Origin of the sequence: Microbacterium sp. AG238 (genome assembly GCF_003610405.1) — a bacterium.
Classification (GTDB): domain Bacteria; phylum Actinomycetota; class Actinomycetes; order Actinomycetales; family Microbacteriaceae; genus Microbacterium.
Map to the genome: position 1 here is coordinate 96,252 of NZ_RAQC01000003.1, position 16,533 is coordinate 112,784.

15 protein-coding genes are annotated in these 16,533 nt (G+C 70.8%); 7 read left to right on the plus strand and 8 right to left on the minus strand.

Annotated features, from left to right (window positions below; genetic code table 11):
- Positions 1-22: 22 nt before the first annotated feature.
- The 4 genes from DEU36_RS15580 to DEU36_RS15595 form a co-directional block, all read right to left on the minus strand.
- Complete coding sequence (locus tag DEU36_RS15580; protein WP_120265254.1) at positions 23-1,042, minus strand: ABC transporter permease subunit; 1,020 nt, start codon at positions 1,040-1,042, stop codon at positions 23-25.
- Positions 1,039-2,082, minus strand: coding sequence for an ABC transporter permease (locus tag DEU36_RS15585; protein WP_120265255.1), 1,044 nt, complete (start codon positions 2,080-2,082; stop codon positions 1,039-1,041). The genes DEU36_RS15580 and DEU36_RS15585 overlap by 4 nt, the downstream gene beginning before the upstream one ends.
- A complete protein-coding gene (locus DEU36_RS15590) occupies positions 2,079-3,626 on the minus strand; it encodes a sugar ABC transporter ATP-binding protein (RefSeq protein ID WP_259455413.1) in 1,548 nt (515 codons plus the stop codon). The genes DEU36_RS15585 and DEU36_RS15590 overlap by 4 nt, the downstream gene beginning before the upstream one ends.
- Positions 3,627-3,690: 64 nt before the next feature.
- Positions 3,691-4,671, minus strand: coding sequence for an ABC transporter substrate-binding protein (locus DEU36_RS15595; RefSeq protein ID WP_120265257.1), 981 nt, complete (start codon positions 4,669-4,671; stop codon positions 3,691-3,693).
- 325 nt (positions 4,672-4,996) lie between these two features.
- Here DEU36_RS15595 and bsh point away from each other — a divergent pair, with 325 nt between their 5' ends.
- From bsh to DEU36_RS15620, 5 genes are all read left to right on the plus strand, one after another.
- The gene (gene bsh, locus DEU36_RS15600) at positions 4,997-5,974 is read left to right on the plus strand and encodes a choloylglycine hydrolase (RefSeq protein ID WP_120265258.1); all 978 of its coding nucleotides are present in this window, start codon (positions 4,997-4,999) and stop codon (positions 5,972-5,974) included.
- Between the two features lie 158 nt (positions 5,975-6,132).
- Entirely contained in the window at positions 6,133-6,303 is a 171-nt protein-coding gene (locus tag DEU36_RS15605) for a CsbD family protein (protein ID WP_120265259.1), read from the plus strand.
- Between the two features lie 168 nt (positions 6,304-6,471).
- On the plus strand, positions 6,472-6,843 hold the full coding sequence (locus DEU36_RS15610; protein ID WP_120265260.1) for a sigma factor: 372 nt from the start codon (positions 6,472-6,474) through the stop codon (positions 6,841-6,843).
- A 75-nt stretch (positions 6,844-6,918) separates the two neighbouring features.
- Complete coding sequence (locus DEU36_RS15615) at positions 6,919-7,929, plus strand: LLM class flavin-dependent oxidoreductase (protein WP_120265261.1); 1,011 nt, start codon at positions 6,919-6,921, stop codon at positions 7,927-7,929.
- Positions 7,926-9,578, plus strand: a complete 1,653-nt coding sequence (locus DEU36_RS15620; protein ID WP_120265262.1) for an alpha-amylase family protein — start codon at positions 7,926-7,928, stop codon at positions 9,576-9,578. The genes DEU36_RS15615 and DEU36_RS15620 overlap by 4 nt, the downstream gene beginning before the upstream one ends.
- A 142-nt stretch (positions 9,579-9,720) precedes the next feature.
- On the opposite strand, the gene DEU36_RS15625 is transcribed toward DEU36_RS15620, so the two are convergent.
- From DEU36_RS15625 to DEU36_RS15635, 3 genes are all read right to left on the minus strand, one after another.
- Positions 9,721-10,644 (minus strand): hypothetical protein, encoded by a 924-nt coding sequence (locus DEU36_RS15625; protein ID WP_120265263.1) that lies wholly within the window; start codon positions 10,642-10,644, stop codon positions 9,721-9,723.
- Between the two features lie 6 nt (positions 10,645-10,650).
- Entirely contained in the window at positions 10,651-12,189 is a 1,539-nt protein-coding gene (locus tag DEU36_RS15630) for a polysaccharide biosynthesis tyrosine autokinase (RefSeq protein WP_120265264.1), read from the minus strand.
- 96 nt (positions 12,190-12,285) lie between these two features.
- Entirely contained in the window at positions 12,286-12,891 is a 606-nt protein-coding gene (locus tag DEU36_RS15635; protein WP_120265265.1) for a low molecular weight phosphatase family protein, read from the minus strand.
- 54 nt (positions 12,892-12,945) lie between these two features.
- Between DEU36_RS15635 and DEU36_RS15640 the strand changes: the two genes are divergently transcribed.
- Together DEU36_RS15640 and DEU36_RS15650 are read left to right on the plus strand one after the other, a co-directional pair.
- On the plus strand, positions 12,946-13,758 hold the full coding sequence (locus tag DEU36_RS15640; protein WP_259455414.1) for a CPBP family intramembrane glutamic endopeptidase: 813 nt from the start codon (positions 12,946-12,948) through the stop codon (positions 13,756-13,758).
- A gap of 25 nt (positions 13,759-13,783) precedes the next feature.
- Positions 13,784-15,430: a hypothetical protein gene (locus tag DEU36_RS15650; RefSeq protein ID WP_183045440.1), complete on the plus strand. Its 1,647-nt coding sequence runs from the start codon at positions 13,784-13,786 to the stop codon at positions 15,428-15,430.
- Here the strand turns inward: DEU36_RS15650 and DEU36_RS15655 are convergent.
- Complete coding sequence (locus tag DEU36_RS15655; protein WP_120265268.1) at positions 15,422-16,486, minus strand: PAS domain-containing sensor histidine kinase; 1,065 nt, start codon at positions 16,484-16,486, stop codon at positions 15,422-15,424. The two genes, DEU36_RS15650 and DEU36_RS15655, sit on opposite strands and share 9 nt — an antisense overlap.
- Between the last annotated feature and the right edge of the window lie 47 nt (positions 16,487-16,533).

Genomic DNA, 16,533 nt, shown 5'->3' on the forward strand with positions numbered 1-16,533 from the left:
GCTGCCGCGGCGCGGCGGGCCGTCACCGCCGCGTGGCGGATCGGCTGACGATCACCCGCTGCACCACGACGAACACCAGCAGCAGTGCGCCCACCGTGATGCGGGTCCATGACTGCTCGGCGCCCAGGAACGAGATGATCGTCCGGATGAGGCCGTAGACGAACACCCCGATGAGCGATCCGACGACGAAGCCGCTGCCTCCTGTGAGGAGAGTGCCGCCGATCACCACCGCGGCGATCGTGTCGAGCTCGGTGCCGACGCCGTTCAGGGGGTAGCCCGCGCCGGAGTACGCGGTCAGCACGATGCCCGCGATCCCCGCGCAGATGCCGCTGATGACGTAGACCAGCAGTCGGGTGCGCACGACCGGCAAGCCCATGAGGCGTGCCGACTGCTCGCTGCCGCCGATCGCGTAGACGGTGCGGCCGAAGCGCGTGTAGCGCAGGACCAGGGCGGCCAGCACGACGGTGAGCAGCGCCAGGATGCCGGTGGGCGTGATGTACCAGCCGCCGAACGACAGCCGGGTCGACTGCAGCCACAGCAGACCCTCGTCAGCGACCTTGATCGACTCGAGGCTCACCACGAAAGCGAGGCCGCGCGCGAGGAACATCCCGATGAGCGAGGCGATGAAGGGCTGGACGTCGAAGAACTGCACCAGCACGCCGATCAGCAGGCCGATCGCACCGCCGATCGCGATCATCGCCGGAATCGCGACCGCGACGGGCACGCCCTCCGACAGCAGTCGCGCGCACAGGATGCCGGTGAAAGCCATGACCGCGCCCACCGAGAGGTCGATGCCCCCGGTGAGGATCACGAAGGTCATCCCGACCGCGAGCACCAGGAGGTAGGCGTTGTCGAGGAGGATCGACGACAGGATCCGCGGCAGCTGGAAGTTCGGGAAGTTGATCATCGCGCCCGCGATCATCACGAGGAGGATCGCGGCGGCCGCGAACACCGGGACGAGGGCGATGTGGCGGCTCAGGAAGCGGCGCCAGGGGCTCAGGGCGCGCTCGTGCGCGCGGGGGGCAGCGGTGAGCGATGTCATGACAGCACCTTCGCGTCGGAGCGGGTGGAGACCGGGCGAGCCGCGGGGCGGCGGCCGGAGGTAAACCAGCCGCGCACCCGGCGCGACTGCAGCAGCACGACCACGAGCACCGCGCCGGCCATGAACACCGGGCTCACCGCGGGCGGGACGCCGAGGAAGGTGATCGTGGTCTTGAGGGTCTGGATCGTGAAGACGCCGACCACGGTGCCGGCGATGCTGAACTTGCCGCCCGCGAGCGATGTGCCGCCCAGCACGACGGCGAGGATGGCGTCGAGCTCGATGTACATGCCCGCCGCATTGGCGTCGGCGGCCATGATGTTCGAGCTGTACAGGATGCCGGCGATCCCGGCGAGGGTCCCGCTGGCGATGTACGTGCCCCAGATGATCCCGCGCGAGCGCACGCCCGCCAGCCGGCTGGCCTCGGGGTTGATGCCGACCGCCTCGGTCAGCATCCCCAACGCGGTGCGCCGCTGGACGACGGCGACGACGACGATCGCCGCGACCGAGACGCACAGCGCGAAGGGCAGCCCGAAAACGTAGCCCTGCGCCATGAACTGGTAGGGCTCGCTGTTGATCGTGGTGATGAACCCGCGCGTGATGAGCAGGGCGACGCCGCGCCCGGCAAGCATGAGCACGAGGGTGGCGATGATCGGCTGGATCCCGAGCACCGCGACGAGGAAGCCGTTCCAGGCCCCCAGGACGAGCGAGGTGCCCACGCCCGCCGCGATGGCGATCGCGACGACCCCGAGGTTGCCCGGCTCGGGCGAGGCCTCGATGATCGTCAGGGCGACCGCGCCCGACACCGCCATGATCGCGCCCACCGAGAGGTCGATGCCGCGTGTGGCGATCACGAGCGTCATGCCGAGGGCGACGAGCATGAGCGGGGCGCTGTTGCGGAGGATGTCGATGAGCGAGCCGTACAGCTGCCCGTTCTGCACCGTCACGCTGAGGAACGACGGCCGCGACACGGTGTTGACCGCGATCAGGGCCACAAGGGCGAGCACCGGCCAGACGAGCCGGTGCGTGAACAGCTTCTTCACGCGATCTTCTCCTTACCCGAGGGGTCCTCGGAGTCGCCCTCGGCGATGAAGGCGACCAGTGTGTCGACGTCCACATCCTGCGTCATGAGCTCGCCGATCTTGCGACGATCGCGCAGGACGGCGACGCGTTGCGCGATGCGCAGCACCTCCTCGAGCTCCGATGAGATGAAGACGACGGCCAGTCCCTGGGCCGCGAGCTCGGCGACCTTGCGCTGGATGTCGGCCTTGGCGCCGACGTCGATGCCGCGGGTGGGCTCGTCGAGGATGAGCAGTTCGGGGGCGGTGGCGAGCCATCGTGCCAGCAGCACCTTCTGCTGGTTTCCCCCCGAGAGGTTGCGCACGAGGGCGTTGGGGTCGGCGGGGCGGACGCCGAGCGCGTCGAGGTATTCGGCGACGAGCGCGTCGCGCTCGCTCTGCGGCACCCGCCGCAGCGCGCCGCGCCGTGCCTGCACGCCGAGCACGATGTTCTCGGCGACGGTGAGGTCGGCGACGATGCCTTCGGACCGGCGGTCCTCGGACGAGAACGCGATGCCGCGATCGAGCGCGTTCCGCGGGGTGCTCAGACGGGTGGGTGCACCATCGATCTCGACGGTGCCGCCGTCCGAGCGGTCGGCACCGGCGAGCAGCCGCGCGAGCTCGGTGCGGCCCGAGCCGAGCAGCCCGGCGAGCCCGACGACCTCGCCGCGGTGGACGTCGAGATCGGCCGCTTCGATGACGCCGCGCCGTCCGACCCCGCGAGCGCGGAGAACGGGGACGGCGTCGCGGTCGATCTCGCGCTCCGCCGTCGACGACAGAGCGTCGAGAGCGCTCAGCTCGCGCCCGATCATGCGCGCCACGAGCGCCTCGCGCCCGAGCTCGGCGACGGGGTACTCGCCGACGAGGCCGCCGTTGCGCAGCACCGTCAGGCGGTCGGAGATCTCGTAGATCTGGTCGAGGAAGTGCGAGACGAACAGGATCGCGACCCCGCGGTCACGGAGCCGTCGCATCACCGCGAACAGCTGCTCGACCTCGCCGCGGTCGAGGCTCGACGTCGGCTCGTCCAGGATCAGGACCCGGGTGTCGATGACCATCGACCGGCTGATGGCGACGAGCTGCTGCACCGCGATCGAGTGGCTGGCGAGCACGGAATGGGTGTCGATGTCGAGTCCGAGCTCGGCGAGATGGCCCGCGGCCGCCTCGTGCGTCGCACGCCAGTCGATGCGTCCCGCGCGGCGCACCTCGTTGCCCAGCATCACGTTCTCGGCGACCGAGAGGTTCGCGCACAGGTTGACCTCTTGGTAGACCGTCGAGATGCCCGCGGCCTGCGCGTCGGCCGTGCTGCGGAACGAGCGCTCGCGGCCGCCCACGACGATGCTGCCGCTGTCGATCGCGTAGACGCCGGTGAGCGCCTTGATGAGCGTCGACTTGCCGGCGCCGTTCTCTCCCATGAGCGAATGGATCTCGCCGCCGTAGAGCGTGAGATCCACGGCGTCGAGCGCCTTCACGCCGGGGAACTGGATGGTGATCCCGCGCATCGCGACTGCGACCGGGCGTTCCGTGGTCATCATCGACCCGCTTTCTGAAGGGGGAGTGGCGGCCGGTGGTGCCGGCCGCCACCAGGGTGTCGGATCAGTAGGGGCGGCTGTCCAGGACTTCCTTCGCCTGCTCCTGCGTGAAGCTCTGGTCCTCGACGATGTAGGTCTTGTCGACCGACTCGCCCGCGACGACGGACTTCACGACCTCGGCCGTCTTCTCACCGAGGAGCGGGTTGCACTCGACGATGAAGTTGAACTCGCCGTTCGCGAGCGCCGTCATGCCGTCCTTCACCGCGTCGATCGTGACGATCTGGATGTCGGTGCCCGGCGTCATACCGGCCGCCTTGATCGCGTCGAGGGCGCCGAGGCCCATGTCGTCGTTGTGGGCGAAGAGCACGTTGATCTCGGAGCCGAACTTCTGGAGGAAGCCCTCCATGACCGTCTTGCCCTCGGCCCGGGTGAAGTTGCCCGTCTGGGAGTCGAGCACGGTGATGTCGGTACCCGCGACCGCGGCGTCGAAACCGGTCTGCCGGTCGGTGGCCGCCGACGAGCCGGTGGTCCCCTCGAGGATCACGAGGTTCGTGGGCTTCGAGCCGAAGTTCTCGGCGACCCATTCGCCCGCCGTCTTGCCCTCCTGCTCGAAGTCGAGCCCGATCCAGCTGGCGTAGAGATCGTCGGGTGCCGAGACCGTGCGGTCTTCGAGGATGACGGGGATGCCGGCATCCTTCGCCTCTTTGAGGACGTCGTCCCACCCGTCGCTGACGATGGGCGCGAGCACGATCGCGTCGACGCCCTGGTTGATGAAGCTGCGCACCGCGGCGATCTGGGCCTCGGGCTTGTTGTCGGCGGCGTTGAAGATCAGGTCGAAGCCGTTCTCAGCCGAGAACGCCTCCTTGATCGACTCGGTGTTGGCGCTTCGCCATCCGCTCTCGGAACCGGTCTGGGCGAACCCGACCGTGATGACGTCGTCGCCGCCGGAGCCGCCCGGCGAGCCGGAGCTCGCGCATGCGGTGGCGCTGAGTGCGACGACGCCGAGCATGGCGATCGCGGTGACGACGGACTTCACCTGGGACATCGGAAACCTCCTCGTTTCGTCCGGCGACGTCGCCGGATCTCTGATGCATGTCACCACAGGGGGACGCTCGAATGTTAGCGCTCACAATACGGGTCGTGTCAAGAGTGGTCTCCGTAACGAATCAGCAACCGCGGGGGCCGGGCAGTCACGGTCGCCATCGGCGCGGATCGCCCCGAGGTGAGCGCTCACACCTGTCGGCGGTGTGCGCGTTCCACCGGGCCGCACGTGCGCGACGGCGTGTCAAGGGCCCTGCCGTGCGGCGTCGACGCTCGGGTAGGGGTGGGACGAGGGTCGACGGGCGGCCCGACGTCACAGGAGGCGCACCATGTGCACAGGTGTCAGCTACACCACGCGGAACCACTACTTCGGCCGGAACCTCGACCTCGAGTTCTCGTATCACGAGACCGTCGTGGTGACTCCGCGCAACTTCCCCTTCCGTTTCCGGGCGACCGATCCGCTCGAGACCCACCATGCGATCATCGGCATCGCGACGATCGCCGACGGCTACCCGCTGTACTACGACGCCGTCAACGAGCGGGGGCTGGGCATGGCCGGGCTGAACTTCCCCGGCAACGCGGACTACAAGCCCGAGAAGGCCGGCACGACGAACATCGCGTCGTTCGAGTTCATCCCGTGGGTCCTCGGCCGCTTCGCGACCGTCGACGAGGTCGCGGCGGCGCTCACCGACGTCACGATCACCGACGCCTCGTTCAGCGACGCCTTCCCGGCCTCACCGCTGCACTGGATCATCGCCGACCGCGAACGGTCGATCACCGTCGAGAGCGTGCGGGAGGGGCTTCGCGTGTACGACAACCCCGTCGGCGTGCTCACGAACAATCCGACCTTCGACATCCAGCTGTTCGGCCTCAACAACCTCATGCACCTGTCGACCTACCCGCCAGAGAACACCTTCGCCCCCGAGCTCGCGTTGGACCGGTACAGCCGCGGTATGGGAGCGATCGGGCTCCCCGGTGACCTCTCGTCGTCCTCCCGTTTCGCCAAGGCGGCGTTCACCCGGATGAACTCCGTCGCCGGCGAATCCGAGTCGGAATCGATCAGCCAGTTCTTCCAGATCCTCGGGTCGGTGGCGCAGCAACGCGGGTGCGTGCACGTCGGGGAGGAGGGCAAATTCGAGATCACCATCTACTCGTCGTGCTGCAACACCGACACCGGTGTGTACTACTACACGACATACGAGAACAGCCAGATCTCGGGAGTCGACATGCATCGCGAGAACCTCGACGCCGACACGCTCGTGCACTACCCGCTGGTGACGGGGCAGCAGATCAACATGCAGAACTGACGACCCGCCATACCGGATCGGTGGCTATACCGCATTGCCGTCCGGAACGCGAGTGGTCGCGCGGTGGGAATCGATCGACCTACCGTATCCGGACCGGGATGAACCGTCCCGGCATCCGGGGATCAGACCCGGACGCAGATCGACGGAAGGGGCCGAATATGGGACTCGACGACAAGATCAAGAACGCAGCTCAGGACGTCGCCGGCAAGGCGAAGGAAGCCGCCGGCAAGGCGACCGACAACGAGCGTCTCGAAGCCGAAGGCCACAAGGACCAGACCGCCGCCAACGTCAAGAAGGCCGGCGAGAACGTCAAGGACGCCTTCAAGTAAGACGCTCCCTCACGCGAGCGCCCCGGGTCTGCGGACCTGGGGCGCTTCGCTGTCCGCCTGCGGGGCGCACCGACGACGGATGTATTCACCTGACTGCATCGGCCTACCACGGGCGGTGTCGAGACTCAAGCGCTTCCCGCCGGCGCGGTCGCGCAGCACGATTCCCTCATGACCGATCTGCTCGCGCCGGACACGGCCGCGGACGAGCCCTCACGTCCCGGCTCCGAGGCCGAGCTCCACGCCCTCCTCACCGCTGTCGCCGCCGGCGACCAGGGTGCGTTCGCCGAGCTGTACGACGCCACCGCCGGCGCCGCCTTCGGGCTCGCGCTGCGGCTGACGGCGAGCCGGGAGGCCGCCGAGGAAGCCGTGCGCCAGGCGTTCCTCGACGTCTGGCGCGAGGCGCGCTGGTTCGACGCGGGCGCAGGCACCGTGCGGGCGTGGATCCTCGCCCGCCTCCGGCGTCGCGCTGTCGGGCGCGGCCGGCTGGCCGAGATGCGCGAAGCGCTGACGCGCCTTCACGACGCCAGCGGCCGAGCCTGACACCGGCCCCGTACCGCAACAGGCTCGATCGGGCAACAGGAGGTGCTCGGCCCGGCCCGGCCGAAAGACTGGAGCATGGCCTTCATCGGATATCACGCTTCGCACGAACAGCTCGCGCCCAGCGCGCTCCTGGAAGCCGTCATCGCAGCCGAACGCGTCGGCTTCGACGGTGCATTCAGCGCTGACCACCTCGCGCCGTGGACTCCCCGCCAGGGGCACTCGGGCAACACGATCGCGTGGCTCGGCGCCGCGCTCGCCTCGACCCGGTTTCCCATCGGATCGGTCTCCACACCCGGTCAGCTGTACCACCCCGTCGTGAGTGCACAGGCGATCGCGACTCTCGCCGAGATGTTCCCGGGGCGCTACTTCGCCGCCCTCGGCAGCGGCGAGCTGCTGAACGAGCACGTCACCGGCGCGCCCTGGCCCCCGAAAGACGAACGCACCGCGCGCCTGGGAGAGTGCGTCGAAGTGATGCGGGGACTGCTCGCCGGCGAGCGCATCGATCACGACGGCCGCATCCGCGTGCACGAGGCCCGTCTGTGGAGCCTGCCCGCGGGGCCGGCGACGCTCATGGCGACCGCCGCCTCGCCCGAGACCGCACGGTGGGCAGCCGGGTGGGCCGACGGACTCGTCACGGTCGGCACGCGCCGTGACCAGGTCGCCGAGATCGTCGACGCGTACCTGGATGCCGGCGGCCTCGGCCCCACCTGTCTGCAGGTGCACATCGCGCTCGCGGGATCGAGCGAAGAGGCCACCACGCTCGTGCGCGACCAGTGGCTGCACGGCGTGGTCACCCCGCCGGAGGCGTGGGACATCGCCCAGCCGGAAGACTTCGCCGCCCGAGCCGGCGACCCCACCGATGCCGAGCTGGCCGAGCACGTGATCGCCGCGGACGATTCCCCCGGCGGCATCGCCGATCTCGCCGACCGCCTCGCGGGGCTCGTCGACACCGGCTTCGACCGCCTCTACATCCACGAGATCTCACAGGACCAGCGCGCGTTCCTCGGTGAACGGGCCGCGGCCCTCCTCACGGCACTGCGTGAGCGGCTGGGCGCCGAGCCGAATGACTCCGGGAGCGCACGATGAAGATCTCCGACACGAGCGACCTGTGGTGGAAGAACGCCGTGCTCTACTGCGTCGACGTCGAGAAGTACCTCGACGACGACGGCGACGGCGACGGCGACCTGCAGGGCCTCGCCCGGCGGCTGCCCTACCTCGCAGACCTCGGCGTGACCTGCCTCTGGCTCATGCCCTTCTATCCCACGCCCGGGCGTGACAACGGGTACGACGTGTCGGACTACTACGGGGTCGATCCGCGCGTGGGGACACACGGCGACTTCGTCGAGCTCATCCGCACCGCCGAGGACCGCGGCATCCGGGTCATCGTCGACCTCGTCATGAACCACACCTCCGACCAGCATCCCTGGTTCCTCTCGGCACGAGAGAGCCGGGAGTCGCCCTATCGCGACTTCTACGTGTGGCGCGACGAGATCCCCGACGACCCCCGCGAGACGCAGTTCCCCGGTGAGGAAGACGGCGTCTGGGAGTGGGACGAGAGAACCGGGCAGTACTACCTGCACAGCTTCTACGCCCACCAGCCCGACCTGAACGCCGAGAACCCGGCCGTGCAGCGCGAGCTGGCGAAAGTCATGGGCTTCTGGCTGCAGCTGGGCGTGTCGGGCTTCCGGGTCGACGCGGTGCCGTCGTTCGTCTCTTCGCCCGAACGTCGCGAGCCGCAGCGCGACCACGACGTCCTGCGCGCGCTGCGCCGCTTCGCGCAACGGCGCTCGAGCGAGGCGATGCTCGTCGGCGAGGTCAACGTGCCGCACGACGAGCAGGCCGCCTACTTCGGCGCGGACGGCGACGGCGAGCTGCACATGCAGTTCGATTTCGCGAGCAACCAGGCGCTCTATCTCGCGCTCGCGCGGGAAGACCCGCAGCCGCTGCGCGCCTCGCTCGAGAGCCGTCCCGAGATCGCGACGATCTCGCAGTGGGCGAATTTCGTCCGAAACCACGACGAGCTCACCCTCGACCAGCTCTCCGACGCCGAGCGGGAGGAGGTGTTCGCCGCCTTCGCGCCCGAGGAGTCGATGCAGGTGTTCGGTCGCGGCATCCGGCGCCGGCTGCCTCCGATGCTGGGCGGCGACCCGCGCCGAATCCGCCTCGTGTACAGCCTGCTCTTCTCGCTGCCCGGAACGCCGGTGCTGTTGTACGGCGAGGAGATCGGAATGGGCGAGAACCTCGACATCGAGGAGCGCGACGCGGTCCGCGTGCCGATGCAGTGGCGCCCCGACGGCGGGTTCTCGACCGCGCCCGCGAGCGCGCACCCTCTGCCGGCACCGGAGGGCCCGTACGCCCCTCAGCACGTGAACGTCGAGAACCAGCTTCTGGTCCCGGACTCGTTGTTCGCATTCATCCGCGGGCTCGCGCGCAGCTACCGGCAGTCTCCCGAGATCGGGTGGGGCGAGCTCGAACTGCTGCCCGTCACCGCGGCATCCGTCCTGGCCCACGGCGCTCGCACGAGCGAGAGCCGATTCGTGGCGGTGCACAACTTCGCCGGCGAGCCGGTGGCGTTCGACGTCGATCTCGGCGACGAGCCCGCAGGCACCGAGCTCGTCTGCCTCGCCTCGGGCGAGAGCTGGGCGCTGGACGGCGGCACCGTCTCGATGGGCCTCGACGGCTATGGCGCGCGGCGTCTCCGCGTCACGCGTCCCGGCGATGGACGCTTGCGCTGACGGGTGAAACAGCGGGTGATTTCCGCGGCCTCAGCGGATCGAGGGCGGGGTCCGTGTCGAGGATGGGGGAGGGGCAACGAGGGCGAGGTACGGACGGCCGGGGGGATCGTCCGCACCTCGCCCCCATCTCCGCGACTCGTCGTCAGGGCGTGATCGACACGACCGTCTCGCCCGACCACACGACGGTCTCATCGTCGAAGGCGGCAACCGCCGCGGGCGCCGCCGGATCGGTTCCGGCAACGCATTCCGTCGCAGACACGACGCCAGCCGCATCTACCCATGACAGCGACAGGGCACCATCGCACGCACCGGCATCGACACGCGCGACCGCGGTCTCGCGGCCCAACACGTCGAGTGCGACGGCGTTCGCGAGCGGTAGGGGAGCGAACGCTCCCGTACCGACACGCGTATACGGGACGCCCTCGCAGATGACCGCGGTCTGCTGCGCGCCCACCCGCACGCTCGCGGGTGCGGCACACGGCAGCGGAATCTCACCGGAGGGCGAATCGAGCACGGTCGGAGCCGAACCCGCCGGGTACGTCGCACGCGCCAGCAGATCGGGGTAGGGGTCCCAGAACCTCCCCTGAGTGAACGTGCGCAACAGCTGCGGCGTGCAATCCGCCAGATCGACGACGAGCTCGGCGTCGGCGCCGGAGAGACCCGACAGGGCGCGAACCTGGGCGATCCCGCGGGAGCGCGGCGTCACATCGACCCACGTCGCCCCGTCGTCGTCGGAGCGCTCCACGACCGGTTCCTCGCCGTTGCAGGCACCGGCCGTCGCCCGCCATAGCGTTCCCTCGGACGAACGGGCGAGGAAGCGCTCCGCGGCCCCGATCGCCGTCGGCGATGCGGTCGGAGCCGGCGAGTCGGTCGCGTCCGGTCGCGCCTCGCCGCGGAACGAGAAGCTCGGCACCGGCCCCGCGGTGGGGGCGACGGCCGTCTGCGAGCTGCGGTCGTGCTGGAGCGCGAGGGCCGTCAGAGCGACGACGACCAGGGCGAGCGCGCCGACACCCGCCACCGACAACGCACGAGCGATGGGCGATCCGGTCAGGTCACGTCGCGCCATGCGCCGTCAGCTCTCAGACGGATCGGAGCGCCGCGAGTCGTCGGAGGAGCGCGTGCGGAACCCCAGCTCGTCGAGGGTCGGCGGGGCGGCCGTCTCGCTCGTACCGGTGCTGCGGCCACGGCGGCCGCGCGGCTGCTTGGCGCGCGCGGCGGGCTGTGCGCGTCGCGCCTCGCGCGCTGCGGTCTCCTGCTGGGTGTAGCCGTAGCCGTAGCCATACCCGCCGTAGTACGCGTCGGGTCCGCGCGTGGGCACCATCGTGAGGACCACACCCGCGACCTTGGCATCGACGGTCTGCAGGGCGTCGATCGCGCCGGTGAGCTGGTGGCGGGTCGTCCGGCCCGCGGCCACACCGACGATCGCGCCGCTGGTGGCGCGGGCGAGGATCGCGGCGTCGGTCACCGGCAGAAGCGGCGGGGCGTCGCAGAGCACGACGTCGAAGTCGCGTTCCAGCACCTCGAGCAGCTGGCGCATCTGCGGTGAGGCGAGCAGCTCGCTCGGGTTCGGCGGGATCTTGCCCGACGGCAGCACGTAGAGGCTTCGGCCTCCCCACGGCAGCATGACATCTCCCAGACGCGCGCGTCCGATGAGGACGTCGGTGAGCCCCGCCCCGCCTTCGAGACCGAGGTACTCGTCGACCTTGGGCTTTCGCAGATCGGTGTCGAGCAGGGCGACCTTCTTGCCGGCGTCGGCGAGGGCGATGGCGAGGTTGATCGTCGTGGTCGACTTGCCCTCGCTGGGCACCGAGCTCGTCACCACGAAGCTCGAGCGACCACCCATGTCGAGGAACTGGAGGTTCGTCCGCAGCGCTCGGAACGACTCCGCACGCGGGCTCAACGGGTCGGCGTGCACGATGAGGGGCCGGTCCTTCGCCTTCGGGTCGAAAGCGATCGCCCCGATCAGGGGAGAGTCGGTGACCTGCTCGACATCGCGCGAGCTGCGGATGCGGGTGTCGAGGACGGTGCGCAGCACCGCGATGCCGATCCCGAGCGCGAGGCCGACGAGAAGTCCGAGCGCGAGGTTGAGCGGGACGTTCGGGCTCGACGGGCTCAGCGCCGGCTGGGCGTCGCGGACGCGTGAGAGCTGGATCGGGCTCGCGCCCGAATCGCTCGCGGGCTCGATCGCCGGGACCGCCGCCGACAGGCTCGCCGCGAGGGCGTTGGCGATGTCCGCCGCCGCAACCGGGTCGGTGTCGACCACGGTGATCGTGATGAGCGTCGTGTTCAGCGCCGCGCTCGCGTTGACCTTCTCGGCGAGCTGGCCCGCCGTGGTCTCGAGGCCGAGCTCGGCGATCACGGGATTCATCACGATGGGCGTCGAGACGAGCCCGACGTAGGTGTTGATCCGCGCCTGCGCGAACGTCGAGCCCTGCTGGAGCTCGGCGACGCTGCCGGAGGTCTGCGTCGACACGAAGACCGTGCTGGACGACTCGTAGGTGGGCGTGCGCGTCAGCGAGTAGGCGGCGGCCGCACCCACACCCACGAGGGTGACCACGAGGATCACGATCCAGTTCTTGCGGAGGATGCGGATGTAGTCGGAGAGCTCCATGCTGCCCTTCGGTGCGCGCCACGAGGGCATCGGCGGAAACTCGGATCAGTCTGCCACAGCCATGTTTCGGGCCGGGGTCGGATCGCGCGTGCGGGATCAGGCCGCCGTCGCCGTCGCGAGCCCGACGACGCGCACGACCTGGTCGATGGCGGGATCGAGCTGCGCCGCCGACAACTCGTACGTGGACCACGAGCGCCGGTACGGGTCGACGACGTCGTCGTCGGCGGGGTCGGCCGGCGGGAGCACGAGCCCCCGCTGCCCCGCGACCGCCGCGACCGCCGCGCGCAGCCGGCCGGCCGCGTCCTGGTCGGCGGCCGCATCGACGGCGTCGCGCAGCGCACGATCCGGAAGCGACGACGCCAGGCGTCCGAACTCGCGCACCGTGAAGGCGACGCGGGTGCGCGAGGGGACCAGCTCGGCCACCGCGCGCCGGTGCTCGCGTGCCATGGCCAGGACGAGGTCCGCCGAGCTCAGGTGCTGTTCGGTGAGGAAGCGCGCCCGGTGGGCGGCGGCATCCGACGCGGCCACGCCGCGGTCCAGCGCCAGCTGCTGCGCCTCGGGAGTCATCGCGTGATCGGCCAGGCCGCGCGTCCCCGCGCTGGCGACCCGGACATCCCTCCCGGCGAGCCGCGTCTGCAGCAGCAGTGCGGCGAGAGGGGAGCGGCAGATGTTGCCCGTGCAGATCGTCGCGATCTCGATCATGTGACCTCCGCATCGGGGCAGCGGCGGTCGGCGGGCCGCCGGTAACGTGGGCGCGTGCACACCCACCCTAGCGAGCCGGTCGCGTCCGTCGCCGATCCCGCCGTCGACCCGTCGGCGGAGTACGCCTCGTCGCGGTCGCGGCGCCCACGTCGCCGTCGCGTCGACTGGCGCCAGGGCGGATCCAGCGTGCGCCGCTGGCGCGAGATGATGCTCGCCTGGTCGCTCGTGAGCCTCGGCGGCGGCATCCTGCTGGGGTATCTCGTGCTGTGGCTCCAGCCCGCCGCTGCCTGGTCCGGCATCGCCGCGACGGCGGCGCTCTGGCTCGGGATGCTGATTCCCGTCGTCCTGGCGCTTCGCGTCTCGCGGCCGGCGGGGCTCCTCCGGTTCCGTGCCTCCGACCTCCTCATCGGTCTCGGATTCGGCGTCGTTCTCCGGCTCGCCCAGGGGCTCATCCAGCAGGGGGTCGACGGGCAGGCCCGGTTCCCCGGCCTCCTGCTCGTCGACGGCGGGCTTCCGGCGAGCTGGTGGCTGACGGATGCCGCCGCTGCCGGTGTCGTCGCGCCCGTCCTGGAGGAGTTCTTCTTCCGCGGGGTCGTGCTCGTCGCCGTCTACACGCTCCTGCGCCGCTCCGCGGGGCCGGCGACCGCGGGTGTCGCCGCCCTGCTCGTCTCGACGGCGGTCTTCCTGGTGAGTCACCTCATCGGCGGCGACCTGGGCGTCGACGGCGTGCTCTCGATCGCGCTCGTGGGGGCGGTGTGCGCCGGGCTCATGCTCCTGACCGGGCGCATCTGGACCGGCGTCGTCACGCACGTCGTCTACAACCTCTCGGGGGTCGGCCTCGCCCTCGTCGGAACCTTCGCGGCCTGAGTCCTCGCCTCGGCACGGAGTCCGCATGACGACCTGGTGGAACGCGGTCTCCGGCGGCGGCTTCTACACCCGCTGGAGCGCCGCTGTGTCGCTGGTGGTCGCCGGGATCTTCTCGGTGCCCTCGATCGGCGGGGTGGGCATCGAGGCCTACCTGCGCGGCGCGACGGTCGCCGTCCTCGGGTGGGCGGTCCTCGCGGCGCTGCTCGTGCCCGTGGCCGTCGCGGAACGACGACTGCCGTCACGGACCGCCCGCGGCGCGCTGGTGCTCGTCGGCCTCGTCGCGGTGGCGACGATGCGCTCCTTCGTCAACGACGCGATCAGCTCGGCACTGTTCGGCATCGTTCCCAGCGGACCGATGCCCTCGCGCATCGCGACCAACCTCGTGACCGCCGTCGCGCTGCTGTCGATCGTGGCCGTCATCACGTCACGTCACGCCGCGTCGCGTGCCGCCGCCGAACGGCTGCGCGCGGCGCTCGCGCGGGTCGCGAGCGCCGAGGCGCAGCGACAGCGAATCGCATCGGAGTCGCGGGCGGCCCTGGTCACCGGTATCGCGGAACTGCGTCGCGCTCGCGAACACATGCTCGGCGGCCCGGTCGACTTCGAGGCCGTCCGCGCGTTCTCCGAGGAGGTTCGCGCACTCAGTCACCGTGTGGATCGGATGCGGCGACGTCCCGACGCCGGAGCCTCCGACGCTCCGCTGCCGCGCGAGCCGCTGCCTCACGAGCCGAGCCCGCGCCTGTCGCTCCGTCTGATCGCCCCGCCCTGGCTCAGCGTCGCGCCGCTGTATGCCGTGGCCTGCATGCCGTACGCCATCGCGGCGGGTGGAGCGGGGGTCGGCCTCGCCGGTCTGGGCGGCGGCATCCTCGTCGATCTCGTCGCCGGTGCCGTTGTGCGCCGGTGGGCGCGCCCGCCGAGACCCGTCGCCTTCCTGGCGAGCTGGACCGCCGCCGGCGTCGCGATGAGCATGGTCACCTATCTCTTCCTGCCGCACATCGGTGTGCTCGGGCTGGTTCCCGTGCTCGCCGTCCCCGTCGTCGCGGTCCTGGTCGCTCTCTGTCGCGACGCCCTTTCCCGGGCCGGTGCCGACGAGCGCCGCGCGGCCGCGGGCCTCGCGGAGGTCGCCCGCGAGGCGGCCGAGGTCGACGAGGGGGCCTCCGCCCGCCGGGCGATCGACGTGCTCCATGGGCGCGCGCAGGGTGCATGCGTGGTCTTCGGGGCCCGCGTCGACGAGCGGGCCCCCACACCGGATGAGGTGGCGGACTTCCGGGGCCGAACCGAGGCGGCGTTCGACGACATCCTCGACAAGGGGGTCTCCGAGCGGATGCCTGCGAGCGAGTCGCTCGATCGTCTGATCGAGGCGTGGGCGCCCGCCGTCGCGGTCACGCAGCACATCGACGACGCCGTCCGGCACCGGCTGGCCGACCCGGAGACCGCCGACCGTGTCGTCTCCCTCGTCACCGACGCGCTCGTCAACGCCGTCAAACACTCCGGGGCGCGCCGGGCGCACGTGGTCGCGCGCGTCACGGGCTCGGGGGCGCTTCTCCTGCGAGTCTCGTCGCCCGGACGACTCGTGCCGCATCCCGGCCGCGGCCTCGGGACCCGCGGACGTCGAGTGTTCCAGGACGGCGACGACGTCGTCCTGGAATCGGTCTTTCCGCTGCCGTCAGTGTGAGGGCGGCAGGCGCAGGGTGACCGTCGTGCCGACCCCGCGAGTGCTCTCGATGAACGCCTCGCCGCCCAGCCGCCGCGCGATGTCGCGGACGCTCGCGAGACCCACGCCCGTGCCGCCGTCACCGGGGTCGGAGAGTCGTCCGCGGTGGTACGGCTCGAAGATCGACGCGAGGTCGGCCGGATCGATGCCGCGTCCGCTGTCGGCGACGGAGACGACAGCGGCATCCGGTTCCTCCGACACCGAGACGACGATCGCGTCCTCGCTGTACTTCGCGGCGTTGTCGATGATGTTCGCCAGAGCCCGGCGCAGCAGCGCGCGATCGGTCGACACGTGCGCGCGGCCCGCGCCCCGCACCGCCACCCGCTCGTTGACGTCGCCCGGCAGGACGAGCTCGGCCGCCTCGCGGGCGAGGGTGAGCAGATCGGTCTCCTCGCTCTCGTCGCCGTGGCCGCCCCGCACGTGCGCCGACAGCTCTCCCGCCATCGCGATGATGTGGTCGGTCACGCGCGACACGTGCTGCAGCAGTCCGGCCTGAGCCGCGGGGATCTCGTCCTCGAGCAGATCGACGTATCCCCGCAACGCCGTGATCGGAGAGAGGAGGTCGTGGGCGAAGGCGCGGAGGAAGCCGTCCTTCTCGTCGTCGATGCGCTTGGCCTCGCTGAGGTCGCGCACGATCTTCACGAAGCCCGCGGACGCGTTGTCGTCGTCGCGGACGGCCGTGATGAGCACGTGCGCCCAGAAGAGCGAGCCGTCCCCGCGCACGCGCCAGCCGGTGTCCTCGACCGACCCCTCGGCGCGAGCGGCGGCGAGCAGTCGCTCCGGCCGGCCGCGCTCCCGGTCCTCGGGCCGGTAGAACCGCGAGAACGGCGTGCCGATGACGTCAGGCGCGGCGCACCGCTTGAGCCGCTCGGCCCCGGGGTTCCACGACCGCACCACGCCGGCGTCGTCGAGCTCGACGATCGCGACCGAGGTCACTTGCGCTGCCCAGTCGGTCGAGGCGCCCGCGAGGGGCGCCCTCGCCGCGGGGGCGTGGTCGTAGGGGGGAGCGCTCATCATCGTCGTCACCTCGAACGGGCCGAGTTGTCGGGAGTCTCAGCGTCGGG